Below are 19400 nucleotides of genomic sequence, written 5' to 3'. Positions count from 1 at the left end.
AAGCTAACTCGCCTAATGGGCTTCTAGCGTGAAGACATGACGAACAACACCGAGATCCGGCCCTTCCGCATCGACGTTCCGCAGGCCGAGCTGGACGACCTGCGTGACCGCCTCACCCGCACCCGGTGGGCGAGCGAGCTCGACATCGACTACACCGGCGCCGTCCAGACCGGACCGCTGCCTCCCGAGTGGGAGTACGGCGTGCCGCTGTCCTACGTGCGGCGCCTGACCGAGCAGTGGCTGACGTCGTACGACTGGCGGAAGTGGGAGGAGCGGCTGAACTCTTACCCGCAGTTCGTGACCGAGATCGACGGTCAGAACGTGCACTTCTTCCACCTCCGCTCGGCCGACCCGGACGCGATCCCGCTGATCCTCACCCACGGCTGGCCGAACACGTCGCTCGAGTACGTCGACCTGATCGAGCCGCTGACCAACCCGCAGAACGGCGGGCAGGCGTTCCATCTGGTCATCCCGACCGTCCCAGGTTTCGGCTTCTCCGGTCCCACGAAGGACCGCGGCTGGAACAGGTACCGGGTGGCGGCGGCGTGGGCCGAGCTGATGCGCCGGCTCGGCTACGAGCGGTACGGCGCTCATGGCAACGACGGCGGGTCCTACGTGTCCCCGGAGGTCGGACGGGTCGATCCGGAGCATGTGATCGGCGTACACGTGACCCAGCTGTTCTCGTTCCCGAGCGGGGACCCGGCGGAGCTGGAGAACCTCACCGAGGAGGAGCAGGGGTACCTGCACTTCCTGCAGTTCTTCAACGAGAACCTGGGCGCGTACGCCAAGCTGCAGGAGCAGGCGCCGCAGAACATCGCCCACGCGCTGGCAGACTCGCCGACCGGTCAGCTCGCGTGGATCGCGCAGCTGCTCAGCAGCTGCGCCGACGAGCACGTCCTGACCAACGCGACGATCTACTGGCTGACGAACACCGCCGCGTCGTCCGCGCGCTTCTACTACGAGGACAAGCACGCCGATCACCCGAAGGAGCCGACCACCGCGCCGACCGCGCTGGCCAGCTTCGCGTTCGACTTCCGGCCGCTCCGTCGGTTCGCTGAGCGGGACCACGCGAACATCGTGTCCTGGCACGAGTTCGACCGCGGCAGCCACTGGGCCACCCAGGACGCGCCGGACCTGCTCGCTCAGGACCTCCGCGAGTTCTTCTCCTCGCTCAGGTGAGCTTGGCGGCCGTTGCGTTGATCTCCTCCAGGTCTCCAGGCGTCGGGTGCCAGGGGAGCTGGAGGGGATCGTCCTTGTAGCGGGGGATGACGTGCAGGTGGGTGTGGAACACGGATTGCCACGCCTCGGCGCCGATGCAGCTCAGCAGGTTGGCGCCGTCGGCGTCCAGGCGGTCGATCACCCGGGAGACCAGCGACTGGGCGAGCAGCGTCGCCGCGGTGAGGTCCTCGGGAGCGGCCTCGCGGAGATCGGTCGAGTGTTCGCGCGGCACCACCAGCAGGTGTCCGGGCGTGCCGGGGTTGATGTCCATGAACGCGATCGCCCGGTCGGTCTCGGCGACCCGCGTGGAGGGAATGGCGCCGGCCACGATCCCGCAGAAGATGCAGTTCTCGCTCATCGGCCCAGGCTATACACTGCGCGAGCCGAACCTCTGCCCATCTGCACCTGGAGCCCGATGCCGGACGAACTCCTGCGCCCGACCGTCGGCGCCGGCGTGGACATGTCGGCGCGCCCGTGGCGCCTGATGTCCCAGACGTACGTCGCGTTCTTCGGCGGCGTGCTCGCGTCCACGACCGTGGCTTTCCTCAACGCGGGCCGGCTCGGTGTCGACGCTGCCAAACGCCGGCTGATCCTGCTGACCGGACTGGTCGGCATGCTCGCGGTGATCGGCGTGTTCGTCCTGCTGTACGACGACGCCGGCGTCACGTCGGGTCTCCGCGTGAGCATCCGCGTTGTCGCCGTACTGTGCTGCATGGTCCAGCTCCGGCTGCAGCGTCCGATGGACCGCGCGTTCCAATTGCGCGGCGCGGACTACGGATCCCTGTGGGGCTGGGGGATCGCGGTGACGATCGGCGGCGCGATCGCCGAGGCGTTGATCCTCTTCCTGGTGACGGTGGTGCTGTGAACGAACCGAGTGAGGCACGGCTGCGGATGGCCGCGCACTGGCTGCAGATCGGCCGCCCCGAGCGTGTGCTCGACGAGCTGCAGGGGCTGTCCGGCGAGGCGGCCGTGGACTACCGCGCGTTCCTGTTCCGCGGCGCTGCGCTGCACGCGCTGGACCGGGACGCCGAGGCGGTCGACGTACTGCGGGACGGCCTCGCCCAGCACGGCCCGTTCCCCGCGATGCTTCACGTTCTCGGGTCTGCGCTGCGTTCGGAGGGCCGTCTGCCCGAGGCCGAGGCCGCGTTCCTGCAGGGCCTGAGCCTCGACCCGAACGATCCGGATCTGCTGCTCGGGTACGCCCACGTCTGTCTGGCGGCCGGGCAGGCCGAGAAGGCGAGCGCCCTGGTCGAGCGTGCCGCGTCGCACGCGCCGGAGAGCGTGGCGGTCTCGGCTGCCCGTGCGCAGGTGGCGTTCGCGCTCGGCAAGGACCGCGACATGCACCGGCACAGCACCGAGGCGTTGGCGTACGACCCCGAGGACCCGAACGCGCGGGCGTTGCACGGTACGGCGTCGATGCTGACCGGCGACTCGCGAGCCGGATACAACTCGCTGCGGTCCGCCGCCGCCTCGCAACCGGGTGACGCCGACCTGCGGGCCGCCGCCCGCGAGGCGAAGCTGTTCAACCACCCGCTGATGGTTCCGCTGCGCCCGTTCGCCCGCATCAATCCGCTGGTCGTCTGGGTCGGTGCGGTCGCGGTCATCTACGGACTCCGCGCGGCCGGCCTCGCGCCGTTGTCCTTCGCCTTCGCCATGGTGTGGCTGGGGTTCTGCGTCTACTCCTGGGTGGTCCCACCGCTGGTCCGCCGCTGGATCAACCGGAAATGGGGATCATGAGTAACGACCGGATCGAGGCGCTGCGGAAAGCGGTCGACGCGGCCCCGGACGACGTACTGCTGCGGCTCGTTCTCGCGGAGTCGCTGGCGACGGCCGGTGAGACCGAGGAGGCGCTCGACCAGTACGTCGTACTGCTGGATCAGCACGGGCTGCCGGACGACCAGTTCGTGCCGGTCGGTGAACTGGCCGCGGCGAACGGGCGGCTCGCCCTGCTGCGGAACCTGCTCGAAGCGGCTCGCCAGCGGGGCGTCGTCGAGGGGACCGGGCGGCTGCAGCAGCTCGTGGACGGCATGATCGCCGAGCGCAGCGGCGTACGGATCAAGGTCGGGCCGGAGGACGAGCAGGACCCGCTGATCCCGGATACGCCCAAGGAGACCACCACCTTCGACCAGGTCGGTGGGATGGAGGACATCAAGCGGGTCATCCACCGGATGGTGATCCTCCCACTCAGCCGGCCGGAGCTGTACGAGAAGTACGGGCGGAAGTCCGGCGGCGGCGTGATGCTCTACGGTCCGCCCGGCTGCGGGAAGACGCTGCTCGCCCGGGCGACCGCGGGGGAGTGCGGGCTGCCGTTCATCAACGTCCGGATCGAGGACGTGATGGACCCGTACCTCGGGGTCTCCGAGCGCAACCTGCACGCCGCGTTCGAGCGTGCCCGCGCCAACGCGCCGTGCGTGCTGTTCCTCGACGAGCTGGACGCGCTGGCGTTCGCGCGACACAAGCACGGCGGGTCCGAGGCGCGCCGGCTGGTCGACGTACTGCTGCAGGAACTGGACGCGATCGGCTCCGAGAACGAGGGCCTGCTGGTGCTCGCCGCGACGAACGCGCCGTGGGATGTCGACGAGGCGATGCTGCGCCCCGGCCGTTTCGACCGGGTGATCTTCGTGCCGCCGCCGGACGAACCGGCCCGCGCCGACATCCTGTCCGTGCTGACGAAGGAGGTCCCGGCCGACGGCCTCGACCTGAAGGCGCTGGCCGCGCAGACGGCGATGTTCAGCGGCGCCGACCTGCGCGCGCTGATCGAGCGCGGCGTCGACAAGGTGATCGACGACGCGCTCTCGAGCGGTGGCGAGCCGCCGCTCGCGATGCAGCATCTCACTGACGCGCTGACCGCGGTGAAGCCGTCGACGCTCGACTGGCTGCACCGCGTGCGCTCATACATCGAGTTCGCCAACCAGAGCGAGCGGTACGACGACGTGGCGGCGTACCTCAAGTCCCGCGACGTACGCCGCCGCCTCAGCCGCGACTCCAAGCCCTAGGTCATTTCAGCCTCGACGCGACCGAGTCCGGCATCGCCTCGTAGCGGGAGAACTCGCGGCTGAACGACGCCGAGCCGTGGGACAGCGAGCGGAGGTCGATGGAGTAGCGGGTGATCTCCACCTGCGGTACTTCGGCCTTCACCAGGGTCCTGTTCTCGCCGACCTTGTCGGTCCCGAGCAGCCGCCCGCGGCGCCCGGACAGGTCGCTCATCACTGCGCCGACGAGATCGTCGGGCACCAGCACCGACACCAGGTCGACAGGTTCCAGCATCGCGACCCGGGTCGCGGCCGCCGCCTCGCGGAGGGCCAGCCCGCCGGCCATCTGGAACGCCATGTCGGACGAGTCGACGCTGTGCGCCTTCCCGTCGCGCAACGTGACCCGGATGTCGACCATCGGGTACCCGGCCCCGACGCCCTTCTCCATCTGCGCCCGGACGCCCTTCTCGACGCTCGGGATGAACTGCCGCGGCACCGCACCGCCGACCACCTTGTCGACGAACTCGAAGCCCGACCCTCCCGGCAGCGGCTCGACCTCGATGTCGCACACGGCGTACTGACCATGCCCGCCGGACTGCTTCACGTGCCGCCCGTGGCCCTTGGCCGGCCCGCCGAACGTCTCCCGCAGCGGCACTCGCAGCTCGACGGTGTCCACGGTCACGCCGTACCGGTTCGACAGCGCGTCCAGTACGACGTCCGAGTGCGCCTCGCCCATGCACCACAGGACGATCTGGTGCGTCTCCGGGTTCTGCTCGATCCGCAGCGTCGGATCCTCGGCCGCCAGCCGCTGCAGCCCGGCCCCGAGTTTGTCCTCGTCGGTCTTCGCATGCGCCTGGACGGCGATCGGCAACAACGGCTCCGGCATGGTCCACGGCCTCAGCAGCAGCGGATCCGTCTTGTCGGAGAGCGTGTCACCGGTTTCTGCCCGGGTCAGCCGGCCGATCGCGCACAGGTCACCGGCGATCACCTGCCCGGCCGGGCGCTGCGTCTTGCCGAGCGGGAACGACAACGTGCCGATCCGCTCGTCCTCGTCATGGTCCTCGTGTCCGTGCGACGCACCGTTGTGGTCACCGAAGAAGGACGTGAAATGGCCCGACACGTGAACCGTCGCGTCGGGCCTGATGGTGCCGGAGAACACCCGCACCAGGCTGACCCTGCCGACGTACGGGTCCGACGTCGTCTTCACCACCTCGGCGAGCAACGGTCCGGAGACGTCGCACGCGAGGCCCTGGCGGGCGACCCCGTGCGGGGTGAACACGTCCGGGAGCTTGTGCTCGGGGGGCGACGGGAAACCGCTGGTGATCACCTCGAGCAGCTCCACTGTGCCGACCCCGGAGGCGCTGCAGACCGGGACCACCGGGAAGAACGAGCCGCGTGCGACCGCGCGCTCGAGATCCTCGATCAGCACCTTCTGGTCGATCTCCTCGCCGCCGAGGTAGCGGTCCATCAACGACTCGTCCTCGGACTCCTCGATGATTCCCTCGATCAGCGTGCCGCGCAGCTCCTCGATCTCGCCGGCGTACGACGGGTCCGGCTCCCCGGTCGAACGTTTGCCATCGGCGTACTCGAAGTACGACTGGGACAGCAGCCCGATCAGCCCGTCACCAGCGGGCAGATAGAGCGGCAGCACCTTGTCGCCGAAGGCGTTCTGCGCCGTGGAGAGCGCGTTCTGGTAGTTCGCCCGGGCGTGGTCGAGCTTGGTGATCACGACCGCGCGCGGCATCCCCACCTGGTCGCACTCCTGCCAGAGCGTCCGGGTCGGCTCGTCGACGCCCTCGTTCGCCGAGATCACGAACAGCGCGCAGTCGGCGGCGCGGAGTCCGGCCCGCAGCTCACCGACGAAGTCGGCGTACCCGGGTGTGTCGATCAGGTTCACCTTGACTTTTCCCTGGCCGCCGTCGTGCTGCAGGGAGGCGAGCGACAGGCCGACCGAGCGCTGCTGCCGGATCTCGGCGTCGTCGAAGTCGCACACCGTGGTTCCGTCCAGGACGGTGCCGGGTCTGTTCAGGACTCCGGAGGCCACCAGCAAGGCCTCGACGAGGGTGGTCTTGCCGGAGCCCGAAGGGCCGACCAGCACCACGTTGCGGATGGCTGCCGGACTGTCCACAGCGGGCGCGGCTCCGGTGCCTTGGGAAGCGTTCGTCTTGTCTGCCATGACGTTCCTCCTGGTCCACCCACGATTCCCCTAACCGACACTTCGCACAAGGCCCCTCAGCTCGCGGATTCGTGTCGGCCCCGCAACCCCCGGACCCTGGCTCTGGATAGGGTCACGGGCATGCGTAGGGCACTCGGGGTAGTCATCAGTCTGTTGTTCGCCGTCCTCGCGTTGGCCGGTTTCGCCGTACCGGCCGGCGCGGGTACGGCGGAGGCCGGTGACGCGATCAGGAACTTCAGGATCGACTACACGGTGTCCGCCGAGGGCGTGCTGCACGTCGAGGAGACGATCGACTACCACTTCGGGGAGTCGGGGCGGCACGGGATCTACCGGGACCTGGTCACCCGCGAGCCCTACAAGGACGACGACTCGAAGGACCAGGAGTACCAGGTCTCGAACATCGAGGTGTCGTCCCCGACCGGCGCCCCGGACGAGTTCACCGTCGACACCTACGAGGGGAACAAGGGCCGCTACGGGGAACTGCAGGTCAAGATCGGCTCCGCGAACGAGACGATCCCCGGCACCGAGGCGACGTACAAGATCTCGTACGACGTCCGCGGCGCGCTCCGGCACTTCGACGACCACAGCGAGCTGTACTGGGACGCGACCGGCAGCGCGTGGGGCGCGGTGATCCAGCAGGTCACGGTCAACGTCGACGTACCGCAGGGCGTGACCAAGACCGAGTGCTTCATGGGCACCGCCGGATCGAACCGGACGTGCCCGCAGAAGTCGGTGGTCGGCGAGAAGGGTGTGTTCGGCGCCTCCAACCTCGACAGCAGCGAGCAGTTGACGATCGTCGCCGGAATCACCGCCGGCGCCGTGCAGAACGACACCCCGATCCTCGTCGACCCGCCGAGCTGGCTCGAGCGCAACGGGGTGTCCTGGCTCCAGCTGATCGGCTCCGGCATCGCGACCGTGGCAGCCGTCGTCCTCGCCGCGCTCTACGCGAAGTTCGGCAACAAGGATCAGCGGTACGCCGGGATGCCGCCGGGCGCGTTCCCGCCGGACGGGGTCGCCGCGCAGCCGGTGAAGGACGACCTCACCGAGGACCAGATCCCGGTCGCGTTCGCGCCGCCGCGGATCCCGGTCGCCGAGGGCGGGCTGCTGATCGACGCGAAGGCGAACACGACCGAGACGGCCGCGACGCTGATCGACCTGGCGGTGCGCGGCGGCGTACGGATCGACAACGACGGCACCTCGCAGAAGGCGGTGCTGCTGAACCCGGCGGCCGCGACCGCACCGCACGAGCAGGCGCTGATGCTCGGCCTGTACCCGGGGTTGCAGCCGGGCACGGAGGTGCTGCTGGAGCGCGGTGCGGTGGGTGACAACACCATGCGGCACGCGCACAACGAGATGATCAAGGCACTCCGTGACCAGGTGAAGGCTCGGCAGTGGTACCTGCGGATGCCGCGGGCCGGTGGCGGCTCGGCGTTCAAGAACGGCTTCGGCTGCGCCTGCATGGCGATGATCGGGATCTGGGTCGTCGGTGCCGGCCTGATGGGTACCGTGATCAGCGCCGCGACCGGCGGGTTCGGCCGGGCGGTCGTCGTCGCGGTGCCGGTGATCGCGGTCATCGTTGCCATCGGCATCTGGATCGCGATCCGGGGCCGCGGGCAACGGAACCCGGCCGGCCGCGCGGTGGCCGACCAGCTGATCGGCTTCCGGAAGTACCTGGCCACGGCCGAGGCGGACCAGCTGCGCTTCGAGGAGGGCGAGGACATCTTCTCGAAGTACCTGCCCTGGGCCATCGCCTTCGGTCTCGCGGACCGCTGGCAGAAGGTGTGCGAGCAGCTCGTCGCCGCCGGCCGCATCACGCCCGACCCGTACTGGTACTCCGGGCCGTCGTACTACGCCTCGGGCTGGACCGCGGGCGCGGTCACCGCCACCTTGACGAACACCTTCGACCCGCCGCCCACGCCGTCCAGCTCAGGCGGTGGCGGCGGCAGCTCGTCCGGATTCAGCGGCGGCTCCTCCGGCGGCGGTGGCGGCGGTGGAGGCGGCGGCAGCTGGTAGTAGTGGCCTTCGGGGCGGCTACATTCCGGCTATGCGTCGGGCGCTCGGGATCGTCATCAGCACACTGTTCACCGTTCTCGCGGTGGCAGGTTTCGCCGTACCGGCCGAGGCTGCGACCGTGGCGTACGGCGACGAGATCGAGTCGTTCACGATCGCCTACACGGTCTCCGAGGACGGCGTACTGCATGTCACGGAGACGATCGACTACACCTTCGCGGAGTCCGGACGGCACGGGATCTACCGCGACCTGGTGATCCGCGAGCCGTACGCCGACGACGAGACGAAGGACCAGAAGTACGAGGTCTCGAACATTCTGGTGTCGTCGCCGACCGCGCCGGACCAGTTCACGACCGAGACGGCGAAGTACAACCTCGACCGGGACCAGACGCTGCGGATCAAGATCGGCTCGAAGGACCAGACGATCTGGTCGGACAGCGCGAAGTACGTGATCTCGTACGACGTCCGCGGCGCGCTCCGGCACTTCGACGACCACAGCGAGCTGTACTGGGACGCCACCGGCTCGGCGTGGGACGCGCACATCACGAAGGTCACCGTGAGCGTCCAGGCACCGGAGGGCGTGCAGCAGGTCGAGTGCTACAGCGGCAAGGCCGGCTCCACGAGCCCCTGCGAGAAAAAGTCCGTTGCCGGGGGCATCGGGCTTTTCACCGACTCCAAGCTCCTCAGCGGGAGCCAGCTGACGATCGTTGCCGGGATCAAGGCCGGCGCCGTGCAGAACGACACACCGATCGTGGTCGACCCGCCGAACTGGCTGGAGCGCAGCGGGCTGTCCTGGCTCGCGCTCGCCGGGTCCGTGCTGGCGACCGCGGCCGGCATCGTCGCCGCGTTCCTCTACAACCGGCACGGCCTCCGCGATCTGCGGTACGTCGGCATGCCGCCGGGGACCGCCCCGCCCGCGGGCGAGAGCGCGCAGATCGGGAAGGATCGGCTCGCCGCGGACCAGATCCCGGTGGCGTTCGCGCCGCCCGAGGTCACGGTCGCCGAGGGCGCCGTGATGGCGGATGCGGCCGACAAGTCCACCGCGGTCGCGGCCACGCTGGTTCACCTCGCCGTCCGCGGCGCGATCCGCCTCGACAACTCGGACGACGGCGCGCGCAAGGCCGTGCTGGTCGATCCGAAGGTCGCGACGGCGCAGCACGAGAAGGTGCTGCTCAAGGGGTTGTTCCCGAAGCAGGAGCCGGGCGAGGAGCGGCTGCTCGAACGAGCAGAGGTCGGCGACTACACGCTGGTGCAGGCCGCGGACAAGATGTACGACGCCGTGTGGACCCGCATCAAGCAGCAGAAGTGGTACCTCAGCCTGCCGGCCTCGTCCGGAAACGGCGACGGTTCGACCGCCCTCGGCTGGATGCTCACGTTCGCCCTCGCCATCCTCTGCTTCGGCGCCGCACAGATCGGGTCCGGCCCGGCCACCGCGGGCCGCGTGATCGCGATCATCATCCCCGGCAGCGCTCTGCTGACGCTGCTGTGGATGTGGATCGGGAGGAAGCGGCGCGGGCAGCGGAGCGCGGAAGGTCGCGCGATCACGGACCAGGTCATCGGGTTCCAGCAGTACCTCGCGACCGCCGAGGCGGACCAGCTGCGCTTCGAGGAGGGCGAGGACATCTTCTCGAAGTACTTGCCCTGGGCGATCGCCTTCCGTCTCGCCTCCCGCTGGCAGCGGGTCTGCGCGGAGCTGGTGGAGGCGGGCCGGCTGACGCCCGATCCGACCTGGTACGTCGGCCCGTCGTACTACCACTCCAACTGGTCGGCGAGCTCGATCAGCACCGCGGTCCAGAGCACGTTCGTGCCGCCACCACCTCCTGCGCCCGCTCCCGGATCCGGTGGCGGTAGCTCGTCCGGCTTCAGCTCGTACAGCGGTTCCTCCTCGTCGTCCTCGGGCTCGTCGGGCGGCGGTGGAGGCGGCGGTGGCGGCGGCAGCTGGTAGTCACGACCTCTACGCTCGGTAATGTCGCGCGCATGCGTCGTGCGCTCGGGGTGTTGGTCAGCATGCTCGCCGTCGGGATCGCGCTGGCCGGGTACGCCGTACCCGCGTCCGCCGCGATCGGGGACCGGGTGCGGTCCATGGCGATCGCCTACGACGTCAGCGCGGACGGCGTACTGCACGTCACCGAGACGATCGAGTACCACTTCGGCGACACCGACCGGCACGGGATCTTCCGCGATCTCGTCGTCCGGGAGCCGTACGCCGACGATCCGTCGAAGGACCAGCGGTACGACGTGACGAACGTCCAGGTGTCGTCGCCGACGGCCCCGTCCGAGTTCGACCTGTCGACGACGAAGACGAACAAGGCCCGCAACCAGGTGCTGCGGATCAAGATCGGATCGTCGGGCGACACGGTTCCCGGCCAGGACGCGACGTACCGGATCAGCTACGACGTCCGCGGCGCGCTGCGGCACTTCCCGGACCACAGCGAGCTGTACTGGGACGCGACCGGGTCGAGCTGGGAGGCGCCGCTGGACCACGTGACCATCACGGTCACGGTGCCGCAAGGCGTGACCAGGGTCGCGTGCAACGAGGGCCCGCCCGGGTCGACAGAGAGCTGCAACGAGAAGCAGATCGTCGGCGGCAAGGCGATCTTCACGCAGGAGACCGACGTCGTCCGCGACGAGGGCATGACGATCGTCGCGGGCCTCAAGTCCGGTGCCGTGAGCAACGACCTGCCGATCGTCGTGGACCCACCGGGCTTTCTCGCCCGGTACGGCGTCAGCTGGCCGGCCGCGATCGTCTCGGTCATCCTGACCGCCTTGGTGATCGCCGGCGGCAAGGTCCTGGTGCGGTCCCGGCGAGACCGCCGGTACGACGGGATGCCGCCGGGAACCGTGCCGCCCGAAGGTCTGACGGTGCCGACCGTGCGCGATCGCCTGGCGGAGAAGGAGATCCCGGTCGCGTTCGCGCCGCCGGACATCACCGCCGCGGAAGGTGGTCTGTTGCTTGACGGCAAGGTGGACACGACCGAGGTCGCGGCGACCCTGGTGGACCTGGCCGTTCGCGGGGCGATCCGGATCGAGGGCGAGAACGACGTACGGACAGCTGTGCTGGTCGACGCCGAGCTTGCCACGGCGACGCATGAGAATGCGTTGCTGAAGGGGCTGTTTCCCAAGCAGCAACCCGGTGCCGAGGTGCGGCTGGTGGCGCCGGCGGTCGGGGACACGCTGCCGCAACGGGCAGCGGAGGGGGTGGGCGAAGCGCTGTGGCAGCGTGCCGAGGAGCGGAAGTGGTACGTGCGGATGCCGCGGCGCCCGAAGGTGGTGGAGTCGTCGGGGTACGGCTGGGTGCCGCTGGGCTGCGGGGTTTTCCTAGCAGTGCTAGTCGGGCTGATCAGCTTGATCGTGTGGATGGTGAAGTTCGGCGCGCCGTATTGGCTGGGGCCGACGATCGCCGTCGCGTTGCCCGTTCTGGCGGTGCTGAACGCCGTCGTCGACCTGATTCTTCAGAATCGTAAGGGGCGGCGCGATGCGCTCGGGCGCGCGATCACCGACCAGGTGATCGGGTTCCGTCAGTACCTCACCACCGCCGAGGCGGATCAGCTGCGCTTCGAGGATGGTGAGGACATCTTCAGCAAGTATCTGCCGTGGGCTCTGGTCCTCGGCCTGGCCGACCGCTGGCAACAGGTCTGCCGCCAGCTCGTCGACGCCGGCCGCCTGACGGCCGCTCCGGCCTGGTACTCCGGCTCGAGCTCGTACTACGACTCCGGCTGGACCGCCGCAAGCATCTCCACGACGGTCTCCAGCACGTTCGCCGAGCCGCCCTCGCCGTCCACCGGAGGAGGCTCGTCCTCCGGGTTCTCCTCCAGCAGCTCGTCCTCGTCGTCCTCAGGCGGCGGAGGAGGCGGCGGTGGCGGGGGCAGCTGGTAGGGGGAGGTGGTCGCTCAGACCACTCCACCCGCGGCGGTGGGAGCCGTGGGGTCGGTGCCGACGTCGCCGACGGTCTCGCGGGCCAGGAAGTCCTCGAGGTGGAAGAGGTTGTCGCCGGCGCGCTTGGCGACGTTGACCAGGGTGTTCATGGCCGCGACCTCCTCGACCTGCTCCTTGAGGAACCACTGCATGAACTGCTCACCGATGTAGTCGCTCTCGTCACGTGCCGTGCGCGCGAGCATCTCGATCTGCTTGGTGACCGTGACCTCCTGCGCCAGCGCGAGCTCGAGCGGCTCCAGCGCGGTCTTGAAGTCCGACTCGACCTCGCCGACCGACGGGATGTGCGGCCGGATGTCCTTGTCGAGCAGGTACTGGATCATCATCATCGCGTGGTTGCGCTCTTCCAGCGACTGCTTGTAGAAGTGCGCGGCCAGCTGCGGCAGGTCCTGGTCGTCGAACCAGACAGCAACTGCCACGTACTGCTGGGCGGCCGTGAATTCGTTACGGATCTGTTCCTGCAGGAGTTTCTCGTACGTGCTCATTCCGTCAATCTAACGGCCATCCGCCGAATCCACACCCTTGGCGAGCCTGACCTAACCGGCTCGATTCCGTCCCAGTTCGACCACCTCGGCACCGCCTCCGGGCAGGCTGATCCGCACCGTCGTACCGTCCACGGCAACATCGATGCCCTCGGCAAGCGCCTCCGGCCGGAGCGCGTCCCGGGTCAGCAGTACGGCGTTCACGAGCACCAGCGGCTCCCCGTGGTGCGGAGCCGTCAGGTACGGCGTCGCCGAGTGCGCGCCGTACGGGTTCACTCCCAGCCCGCGATGCACACCCGCTTCGTCGTACCCGTGCAGGCCGACCACCGCCGACACCAACCCGTCGGCATTGCGTGCCGAGGCGGCTCCTTCGTTGACTGTTGCCTCCGGCAAGGAATCGCCCGCGACCGCGAACCCACCACTACGCACCAACGCTCCGGCGGGCCCTTCTACCAGGGCACACCGGATCTCCCAGCCGCTGTGCACCAGCGACGTGATCTCCATCGCCCACGGTCCTTCCGAGCCGAGCCAGGCGTTGTGCCACGAGGACGCCGTACTGCCGTCGACGCCGAGCCGACGGATCCGCCCGCGCCCGCTGGCCAGGCCCTCGGGGGAGACCATCGAGATCAGGTTGTCGACGTGCGGCTCGTGATCGGACAGGTCCGGGCCTGCATGGTTCGCGTACGCCAGCCGGTTGTAGTGCGGATCACCCGCCGGCTCCACGCCCTGCGGCTCGGCCACCGGCGCATGGTCGGCGCCGTGGTTCACCAGCTGCACCACCTGGTCGTGACGGCTCCCGTGCACGATCCACCCCGGCTCCGGCATCGCTCGGAGCTGATCCGCGTTGTCCAGCGGAATCGAGTCCTCCGGGTCCGCCCACACCGGGTGCTCCGGCGGCAGGATCAACCCAACGAACCCCTTCGAGGCCCAGTACGGCGAGCCCGGACCGGAGTACTGCTGCGTGGTCGGCAGGAACGTGTCGTACCACCCGAGCGTCAGCACGCCACGCTCGTCCGGCACCCCGTGCTGCACGAAATGCCGCGCGATCCCCGAGCACAGCCGTCGCGTCTCACCTGGCGTCAACGGCGTCGAGTCGAGCAGCGCGCCCATCCAGTACGGCGCCGCGGCAGCCATCCGGTACGTCAGCGACCGCCCCTGGTAGATCGGCGCCCCGTCGTTCCCGACCAGGTGTACGGCGTCCTCGAGGAAGAGCTTGATCCGCTCCTTGTAGAGCTTCAGCCGGTCCTCGTACTGCGCTCCCGGCGTCGCGGCCGCCATCCGCGCCCACAGGCCCGGGTACAGGTGCATTGCCCAGCCGATGTAGTTGTCGAAGTTCTGCCCGTCGCCGTCGGAGTACCAGCCGTTGCCGACGTACCAGTCCTCGATCCGGTCGAGACCGCCGTCGATGTCCTCCTGCGAGTACGGCGCTCCGACCGATGCGAGGAACTGCTCGCTGACGACCTGGAACAGCCGCCAGTTGTTGTCGTGCGTCGTCGACCCGTTGAAACCGCCGAGCCACTCCGCGACGTGTTCCTGCGCCCGCGTGTCGAGGCGGTCCCAGATCCATTCGCGGGTCTCGTGCAGCGACACCGCGATCGCCGCGGCCTCCACCATCTGCTGCGACCTCGGGGTGAGCCGCAGCCACGCCTCGGGGTGGTCCGGGTTGGCGCCGTTCGCGACGCCCCGCGCGTACCGCTCGATCAGCTCCTCGCAGCCCTTGCCCTGGACGCCGGCGATCCGGAACGCGGCGAGCATGAACGACCGGGCGAATCCCTCCAGCGCGTCGGACGCCGTACCCGACCGGCTCGGCCGGCCCGGGAGCTCGACCAGGGAGGCGCCGGGGGAGAAGTACGGAACGAGGGAGTCGAGCAGATGGTCCGCCAGCGCCTCCCAGTGCGCCCGCACCCATCCGGTCTGACGGGACAGCTCACGGTCGGTGTCCGGCAGGATCAAGCGGGTCATGCGAGTCTCCCGATCTCGGCGGGGCTGATGGCGTGTTCGAGGGGTTGGCCGGCGGCCAGGCGTTCGAGTTCGCTGACGGCGAGTTCGCCGAGGCGGGCGATCTCGTTGCCGACGGCACCGGCGACGTGCGGGGTGACGAAGACGTTCGGAAGGTCGAGCAGCGGCGAGTCCGGCGGCAGCGGCTCCGGGTCGGTGACATCGAGAATCGCGTCGATCCGGCCGGTCGCGCACTCGCGGATCAGGGCGTCGGAGTCGATGATCTTGCCGCGGGCCGTGTTGATCAGCGACGAGCCGTCCTTCAGCAGTCCGAGGAGCCGCGCGTCCACCAGGCCGACCGTCTCCGGGAGCAGCGGCGCGTGCACGCTGAGGATGTCACTGCGGCGGAAGAGCGTGTCGTTGTCGACCAGCTCCGCACCGAGCGCCGCCGCCTGGTCAGTGGTCAGGTACGGGTCGCTGATCAGCACTTCCAGGTCGAACCCGCGCAACCGCTCCGCGACCATCTTCGCGATCCGCGACGCCCCCAGCAGGCCGACCGTCGTACCGTAGCTGCCCGGCATCCCGTGCGGGTCGGCCTTGCGCCGCTCCAGCCGGTACTGCGCTGCGAGCCGGAACGCCCGCTTCCCGGCCAGCACGATCGCCGCGACCGTGAACTCGGCCACCGGCTGCGCGTTCGCCGTGGCCGCGGACGAGACCTGGATCCCGCGGTCGAACGCGGCCGGATCGACGATCGCCTTGACCGAGCCGGCCGCGTGCAGGATCGCCTGCAGCTTCGGCGCCGCCTCGAGAACCTCCGGCCCGATCCGCGGGCAGCCCCAGCCGGTGAGCAGTACGTCGACGTCCGGGAGCGCCGCCCGTACGGCGGGGTCGGCGAGGAAACTGGTTCCGGGTCCGACCAGCAGCACGGTGGCGATCGCGTCCAGGCGCTGCCGGACCCGCGGCACGAGGACGCGCTCCCGGCTGGCGTCGTTCATCGCCAGCATGACGGTCAAGGCGGAATCTGGTTCGCGGCTCACGACGACAACCTAGCAAGCGCTTTCCACCGCTGTCGCGCCGACCGCCGAGTCTTGGAACATCCTGAATCTTTCCGGCAACTTCCCCGGGCCCGGAATTTGTCCGCGACGTCCCGGCGTTGGTTCAGGTAGAACTGCCTGTCAGCTGTGTTGGAAGTTGCGAAGGAGACGAGGATGCTGCGACCGGACGACCTCTACGAGATCGTCGACGAGTCGGTGGCGACCGGCCCGGCGGCGACGCCGAAGGTCCTGGTGCACTCGCTGGACGGATTCATGGACGCCGGCCAGGCCGGGCGCGTGACCGCGGACCACCTGCTCGAGGTGCTGGACCACCGGCTGCTGGCGCGGTTCGACATCGACCTTCTGCACGACTACCGGGCCCGGCGGCCCGAGGTGACGTTCGCCGAGGACCGGTTCACCGACTACGACCCGCCGCACCTGAGCCTGCATCTGGTGACCGACGACGCGGGCGTCGACTTCCTGCTGCTCGAGGGCGCCGAGCCGGACAACCACTGGGACCGGTTCGCCGGGGCGATCCGGCAGCTCAACGACCTCTACAACGTGACGCTGACGGTCGGTGTGCACGGCATCCCGATGGGTGTGCCGCACACGCGGCCGCTCGGCCTGACGGCGCACGCGACGCGACCCGAGCTGGTCACCCGCTCGAACATCTGGGACGGCGAGATGCGGCTGCCCGCGAGCGCGGGGACGATGCTGCAGGTCCGTCTCGGCGAGGCGGGCAAGGATGCGATGGGCTTCGCGGTCCACGTGCCGCACTATCTCGCCGAGAACCGCTTCCCGGGTGCCGCACTGGCCCTCGTGCACGCGATTTCGGCCGCGACCGGTCTGCTGCTCCCTAGCAAGGCCCTGCTCGACGAGGCTGCCGTCACCGGCCGGCTGGTCGACGAGCAGGTCGAGGCTTCCGATGACGCCAGCGCAGTCGTCAAGGCGCTGGAAACGCAGTACGACGCCGCCGAAGGCTCCCTCACCCGCAAGAGCCTCCTCGCCGACTCCACCCCCTCCGCAGACGAGCTCGGCGCGGAAGTAGAACAATTCCTCGCCGAACTCAACCGCGAAGACAACGACTAGCTAGCCCCCGCCCCCCGCCCCCCGCCTCCGCCCCCCGCCCCCGCCTCCGCCCCCCGGGGCGGGCCACGCCGACACTTCAACCCGCAGTCGCCGTGTCACACCACCCATTTGCCTGGCAGACCCACCAATTTGCCTGGTGGACCCATCAAATGAGGGGTTTGTGACCCTTAGCCAGGGTCAGGAACCCCCCATTTGATGGGTCTGCCAGGCAAATTGGGACGGGGCGATGGGCGTACGTGACGGTTTCCACAGTGGGTACGTCGTTGCGCGGCGGCCGGGGCTGTCAGGATGAGGCATGCCTGAGTCGCTGGAGGATCTGGTCGAGCTGCTCGACCTGGAGATGATCGACGTCGACCTGTTCCGGGGCCGGCAGCCGCAGACCTCGATGCAACGGGTGTTCGGCGGTCAGGTGTTAGGACAAGCACTGGCCGCCGCGAGCCGCACCGTCGACCCGGAGCGGGTGGTGCACTCGCTGCACGGCTACTTCCTGCGCGCCGGCGACACGTCCGTACCGATCGTGTATCGCCCGGAGCCGACCCGGGACGGTGGCTCGTTCAGCAGCCGGCGCGTGGTCGCGTCGCAGAACGGGAAGCCGATCTTCTACATGTCCGCGTCGTTCCAGCGTCCTGAAGCGGGTCTGGATCACCAGGATCCGATGCCGGACGACGTCGTACCGCCGGAGGAGGCGCCGCGACTCGCGACCGTCCTCGAGGCGCGGTCGGGCCGGCCGGCCAACGACTGGGACAGGGAGTGGGCCGCCCTCGACGTACGCCTGGCCGGAGTCACCGGCCGGCAGTTCTGGATAAGGGCCGCCGGCAAGCTTCCCGACGATCCCGCCTTACATGCTTGCGTTCTCGCCTACGCCAGCGATCTGACGCTGCTCGGGGCCAGCCTCCTCCCGCACGGCATCGTGATCGGCGACCGCCGCATCCAGCCGGCCTCGCTCGATCACGCGCTCTGGTTCCACCGGCCGTTCCGCGCCGACGAGTGGTTGCTGTACGACCAGTCCTCGCCGTCCGCCTCCGGAGCCCGCGGCTTCGCCACCGGCCGCCTCTACAACGAGGCCGGCAGCCTGGTCGCCTCCGTCGCTCAGGAGGGCCTGATCCGTCCGGTCGGCCTCGATCTGGCCGAACCGCAGGATCAATAGCGTCCTGATCTACTAGTCCCAGCCGATCGGGGTCATCGGGCCTGTACGGCGCGGGCGACCGCGTCGGCTACTCGCTCGGGCTCGGGGATGGGCAGGCCGGTGGCGATGCGGATGGCGGGTGGGCCGGGTTTCGTCCAGCTGGCGCTTGCGCCGGCGACGGCGATGCCGTGTGACGCGAGGACGAGGAGCGCCTCGTGTTCGCTCCGGACCGGGATCCACACCGCGAGGCCGTCGACACCGGTCGCCTCAAGGCCGCGGGCGGCCAGCAGTCCGGTGAGGTCCTCGCGGCGTTCGCGGTACGTCGTACGCGCAGTGGCGACTGTGGACGTCGAGAGCTCGTCCTGGAGCAGCCATGCGAGCGCGTTCTGCAGGAGACGACTGGTCCACCCCGAGCCGAACTGGCGATAAACCCGCACTCGCTCGATCGGCTCCGCGGCTCCGGCCATGACGGCGAGGCGCAGATCGGGGGAGTGGGACTTGGAATAGCTCCGGACGAGCACGCTCTGATCAGGCAAGACCTCCGCGACCCCGTGGTAGTCGAACGAACTCAGGTCACCGAGACCGTCGTCCTCGACCACGAGCGTGTCGGTGCCGGCCAGCAGGGCCGCCAATTCGTCGCGGCGTGATGGCGTGACCGAGGCGCCGAGATGCGAACTGCTGCGCGGCTCGTACACGAACGCGACGGGATCATGCTGGAGCGCTTCCCGCAGCGACGCCGGGATCGGGCCCTCCGCGTCGGTCGCGACGGGCACCGGCCGCGCGCCCACGTTGTCGAGGATGTCCAGCAGGCGAGGGGTCGCGGGCTCTTCGATGGCCACGTGTTCGCCGGGGACGACCGTCGTACGCATCAGCAGCAGGAGACCTTCGTAGCCGCCGTTCACGCACATCCAGTTGTCGGTCTTGAAGGGCCAGGTCTGTCCGACGGCCTCGCGCAGGGGGTTGCTGATCGACACCACCTCGTAGGAGTGGACTTCCGGATCGCGGAGCGCGTGGACGAACGCGTCGGTCATGCTCGGCAGCAGTGCCGGATCCGGGACCGCGCGCGAGAGGTTGAGCGTCTGGTCGGGCCAGAAGCGGGAGATGTTCTCGTAGCGGGCCGGTCGGGGGACCGCGAGGCCGCCGAGGACCCAGGTGCCCTGCCGTCCGCCGCCGGCGACCACGCGTTGCTTGCGCAGTGTGGCCCAGGCTGCGGACACGGTCGCCGGGCTCACGTCGAGCCGCGGAGCCAGCGCCCGGACCGTCGGCAGCCGGGTCTGTGGCGCGAGCTCACCATGCCGCACCAGCCGGGCGATTGCCGCTGCGATACCGGCCGCACTGGACTCGGCGATCTGCTCGGCAAGCCAGGCGGACGACACAGCCGGCCCGTCCTGCGGCGGGACGTCTTCGGTCATGCGATTCCCC

At 69.4% G+C, this 19400-nt stretch carries 15 protein-coding genes; 9 read left to right on the top strand and 6 right to left on the bottom strand.

Going from position 1 to position 19400, the window contains the following annotated elements:
* Positions 1 to 36 precede the first annotated feature (36 nt).
* The gene (locus tag E0H45_RS41910) at positions 37 to 1179 is read left to right on the top strand and encodes an epoxide hydrolase family protein (RefSeq protein ID WP_131348396.1); all 1143 of its coding nucleotides are present in this window, start codon (positions 37 to 39) and stop codon (positions 1177 to 1179) included.
* Here E0H45_RS41910 and E0H45_RS41905 read toward each other — a convergent pair.
* On the bottom strand, positions 1172 to 1576 hold the full coding sequence (locus tag E0H45_RS41905; RefSeq protein ID WP_131348394.1) for an HIT family protein: 405 nt from the start codon (positions 1574 to 1576) through the stop codon (positions 1172 to 1174). The two genes, E0H45_RS41910 and E0H45_RS41905, sit on opposite strands and share 8 nt — an antisense overlap.
* 57 nt (positions 1577 to 1633) lie before the next feature.
* Here E0H45_RS41905 and E0H45_RS41900 point away from each other — a divergent pair, with 57 nt between their 5' ends.
* The 3 genes from E0H45_RS41900 to E0H45_RS41890 are packed head-to-tail and all read left to right on the top strand — an operon-like array spanning position 1634 to position 4214.
* Complete coding sequence (locus E0H45_RS41900) at positions 1634 to 2083, top strand: hypothetical protein (protein ID WP_131348392.1); 450 nt, start codon at positions 1634 to 1636, stop codon at positions 2081 to 2083.
* Positions 2080 to 2955: a tetratricopeptide repeat protein gene (locus tag E0H45_RS41895; RefSeq protein ID WP_131348390.1), complete on the top strand. Its 876-nt coding sequence runs from the start codon at positions 2080 to 2082 to the stop codon at positions 2953 to 2955. Before E0H45_RS41900 ends, E0H45_RS41895 begins: the two co-directional genes overlap by 4 nt.
* Positions 2952 to 4214 carry a tetratricopeptide repeat protein gene (locus E0H45_RS41890; RefSeq protein ID WP_131348388.1) on the top strand — a complete coding sequence of 421 codons (1263 nt, stop codon included), beginning with the start codon at positions 2952 to 2954 and terminating at the stop codon, positions 4212 to 4214. Before E0H45_RS41895 ends, E0H45_RS41890 begins: the two co-directional genes overlap by 4 nt.
* 1 nt (position 4215) lies before the next feature.
* On the opposite strand, the gene E0H45_RS41885 is transcribed toward E0H45_RS41890, so the two are convergent.
* Positions 4216 to 6366: an elongation factor G-like protein EF-G2 gene (locus E0H45_RS41885; protein WP_131348386.1), complete on the bottom strand. Its 2151-nt coding sequence runs from the start codon at positions 6364 to 6366 to the stop codon at positions 4216 to 4218.
* A gap of 120 nt (positions 6367 to 6486) precedes the next feature.
* On the opposite strand from E0H45_RS41885, the gene E0H45_RS41880 reads away from it, so the two are divergent.
* From E0H45_RS41880 to E0H45_RS41870, 3 genes are read left to right on the top strand one after another with little or no spacing between them, the layout of a single operon-like run.
* The gene (locus E0H45_RS41880; RefSeq protein WP_131348384.1) at positions 6487 to 8379 is read left to right on the top strand and encodes a DUF2207 domain-containing protein; all 1893 of its coding nucleotides are present in this window, start codon (positions 6487 to 6489) and stop codon (positions 8377 to 8379) included.
* Positions 8380 to 8410: 31 nt separating this feature from the next.
* Positions 8411 to 10321, top strand: coding sequence for a DUF2207 domain-containing protein (locus tag E0H45_RS41875; protein ID WP_131348382.1), 1911 nt, complete (start codon positions 8411 to 8413; stop codon positions 10319 to 10321).
* 32 nt (positions 10322 to 10353) lie between these two features.
* Positions 10354 to 12252: a DUF2207 domain-containing protein gene (locus tag E0H45_RS41870; RefSeq protein ID WP_131348380.1), complete on the top strand. Its 1899-nt coding sequence runs from the start codon at positions 10354 to 10356 to the stop codon at positions 12250 to 12252.
* 14 nt (positions 12253 to 12266) lie between these two features.
* On the opposite strand, the gene E0H45_RS41865 is transcribed toward E0H45_RS41870, so the two are convergent.
* From E0H45_RS41865 to E0H45_RS41855, 3 genes are read right to left on the bottom strand one after another with little or no spacing between them, the layout of a single operon-like run.
* Complete coding sequence (locus tag E0H45_RS41865) at positions 12267 to 12794, bottom strand: ferritin (RefSeq protein WP_131348378.1); 528 nt, start codon at positions 12792 to 12794, stop codon at positions 12267 to 12269.
* 51 nt (positions 12795 to 12845) lie between these two features.
* Positions 12846 to 14753 carry a DUF2264 domain-containing protein gene (locus E0H45_RS41860; protein ID WP_131348376.1) on the bottom strand — a complete coding sequence of 636 codons (1908 nt, stop codon included), beginning with the start codon at positions 14751 to 14753 and terminating at the stop codon, positions 12846 to 12848.
* Positions 14750 to 15766, bottom strand: coding sequence for a hydroxyacid dehydrogenase (locus E0H45_RS41855; protein ID WP_238155716.1), 1017 nt, complete (start codon positions 15764 to 15766; stop codon positions 14750 to 14752). The genes E0H45_RS41860 and E0H45_RS41855 overlap by 4 nt, the downstream gene beginning before the upstream one ends.
* Before the next feature lie 171 nt (positions 15767 to 15937).
* Here E0H45_RS41855 and E0H45_RS41850 point away from each other — a divergent pair, with 171 nt between their 5' ends.
* Positions 15938 to 16852 (top strand): proteasome assembly chaperone family protein, encoded by a 915-nt coding sequence (locus E0H45_RS41850; protein ID WP_131348375.1) that lies wholly within the window; start codon positions 15938 to 15940, stop codon positions 16850 to 16852.
* A 295-nt stretch (positions 16853 to 17147) separates the two neighbouring features.
* Positions 17148 to 17999, top strand: a complete 852-nt coding sequence (locus E0H45_RS41845) for an acyl-CoA thioesterase (RefSeq protein WP_131348373.1) — start codon at positions 17148 to 17150, stop codon at positions 17997 to 17999.
* 32 nt (positions 18000 to 18031) lie between these two features.
* Here the strand turns inward: E0H45_RS41845 and E0H45_RS41840 are convergent, their stop codons facing one another.
* Positions 18032 to 19390, bottom strand: coding sequence for an aminotransferase class I/II-fold pyridoxal phosphate-dependent enzyme (locus tag E0H45_RS41840; protein ID WP_165546802.1), 1359 nt, complete (start codon positions 19388 to 19390; stop codon positions 18032 to 18034).
* Positions 19391 to 19400 lie beyond the last annotated feature (10 nt).

Origin of the sequence: Kribbella soli, assembly GCF_004331345.1 — a bacterium.
Lineage (GTDB): Bacteria > Actinomycetota > Actinomycetes > Propionibacteriales > Kribbellaceae > Kribbella > Kribbella soli.
This window is presented reverse-complemented; position numbering and strand designations above follow the sequence as displayed.

Bases quoted from the DNA above. Each gene is read 5' to 3' on its own strand.
- E0H45_RS41875 (WP_131348382.1), top strand. From the start codon at position 8,411: ATGCGTCGGGCGCTCGGGATCGTCATCAGCACACTGTTCACCGTTCTC.
- E0H45_RS41845 (WP_131348373.1), top strand. From the start codon at position 17,148: ATGCCTGAGTCGCTGGAGGATCTGGTCGAGCTGCTCGACCTGGAGATG.
- E0H45_RS41865 (WP_131348378.1), bottom strand. From the start codon at position 12,794: ATGAGCACGTACGAGAAACTCCTGCAGGAACAGATCCGTAACGAATTC.
- E0H45_RS41890 (WP_131348388.1), top strand. From the start codon at position 2,952: ATGAGTAACGACCGGATCGAGGCGCTGCGGAAAGCGGTCGACGCGGCC.
- E0H45_RS41860 (WP_131348376.1), bottom strand. From the start codon at position 14,753: ATGACCCGCTTGATCCTGCCGGACACCGACCGTGAGCTGTCCCGTCAG.
- E0H45_RS41870 (WP_131348380.1), top strand. From the start codon at position 10,354: ATGCGTCGTGCGCTCGGGGTGTTGGTCAGCATGCTCGCCGTCGGGATC.
- E0H45_RS41885 (WP_131348386.1), bottom strand. From the start codon at position 6,366: ATGGCAGACAAGACGAACGCTTCCCAAGGCACCGGAGCCGCGCCCGCT.
- E0H45_RS41850 (WP_131348375.1), top strand. From the start codon at position 15,938: ATGCTGCGACCGGACGACCTCTACGAGATCGTCGACGAGTCGGTGGCG.
- E0H45_RS41910 (WP_131348396.1), top strand. From the start codon at position 37: ATGACGAACAACACCGAGATCCGGCCCTTCCGCATCGACGTTCCGCAG.
- E0H45_RS41905 (WP_131348394.1), bottom strand. From the start codon at position 1,576: ATGAGCGAGAACTGCATCTTCTGCGGGATCGTGGCCGGCGCCATTCCC.
- E0H45_RS41840 (WP_165546802.1), bottom strand. From the start codon at position 19,390: ATGACCGAAGACGTCCCGCCGCAGGACGGGCCGGCTGTGTCGTCCGCC.
- E0H45_RS41900 (WP_131348392.1), top strand. From the start codon at position 1,634: ATGCCGGACGAACTCCTGCGCCCGACCGTCGGCGCCGGCGTGGACATG.
- E0H45_RS41880 (WP_131348384.1), top strand. From the start codon at position 6,487: ATGCGTAGGGCACTCGGGGTAGTCATCAGTCTGTTGTTCGCCGTCCTC.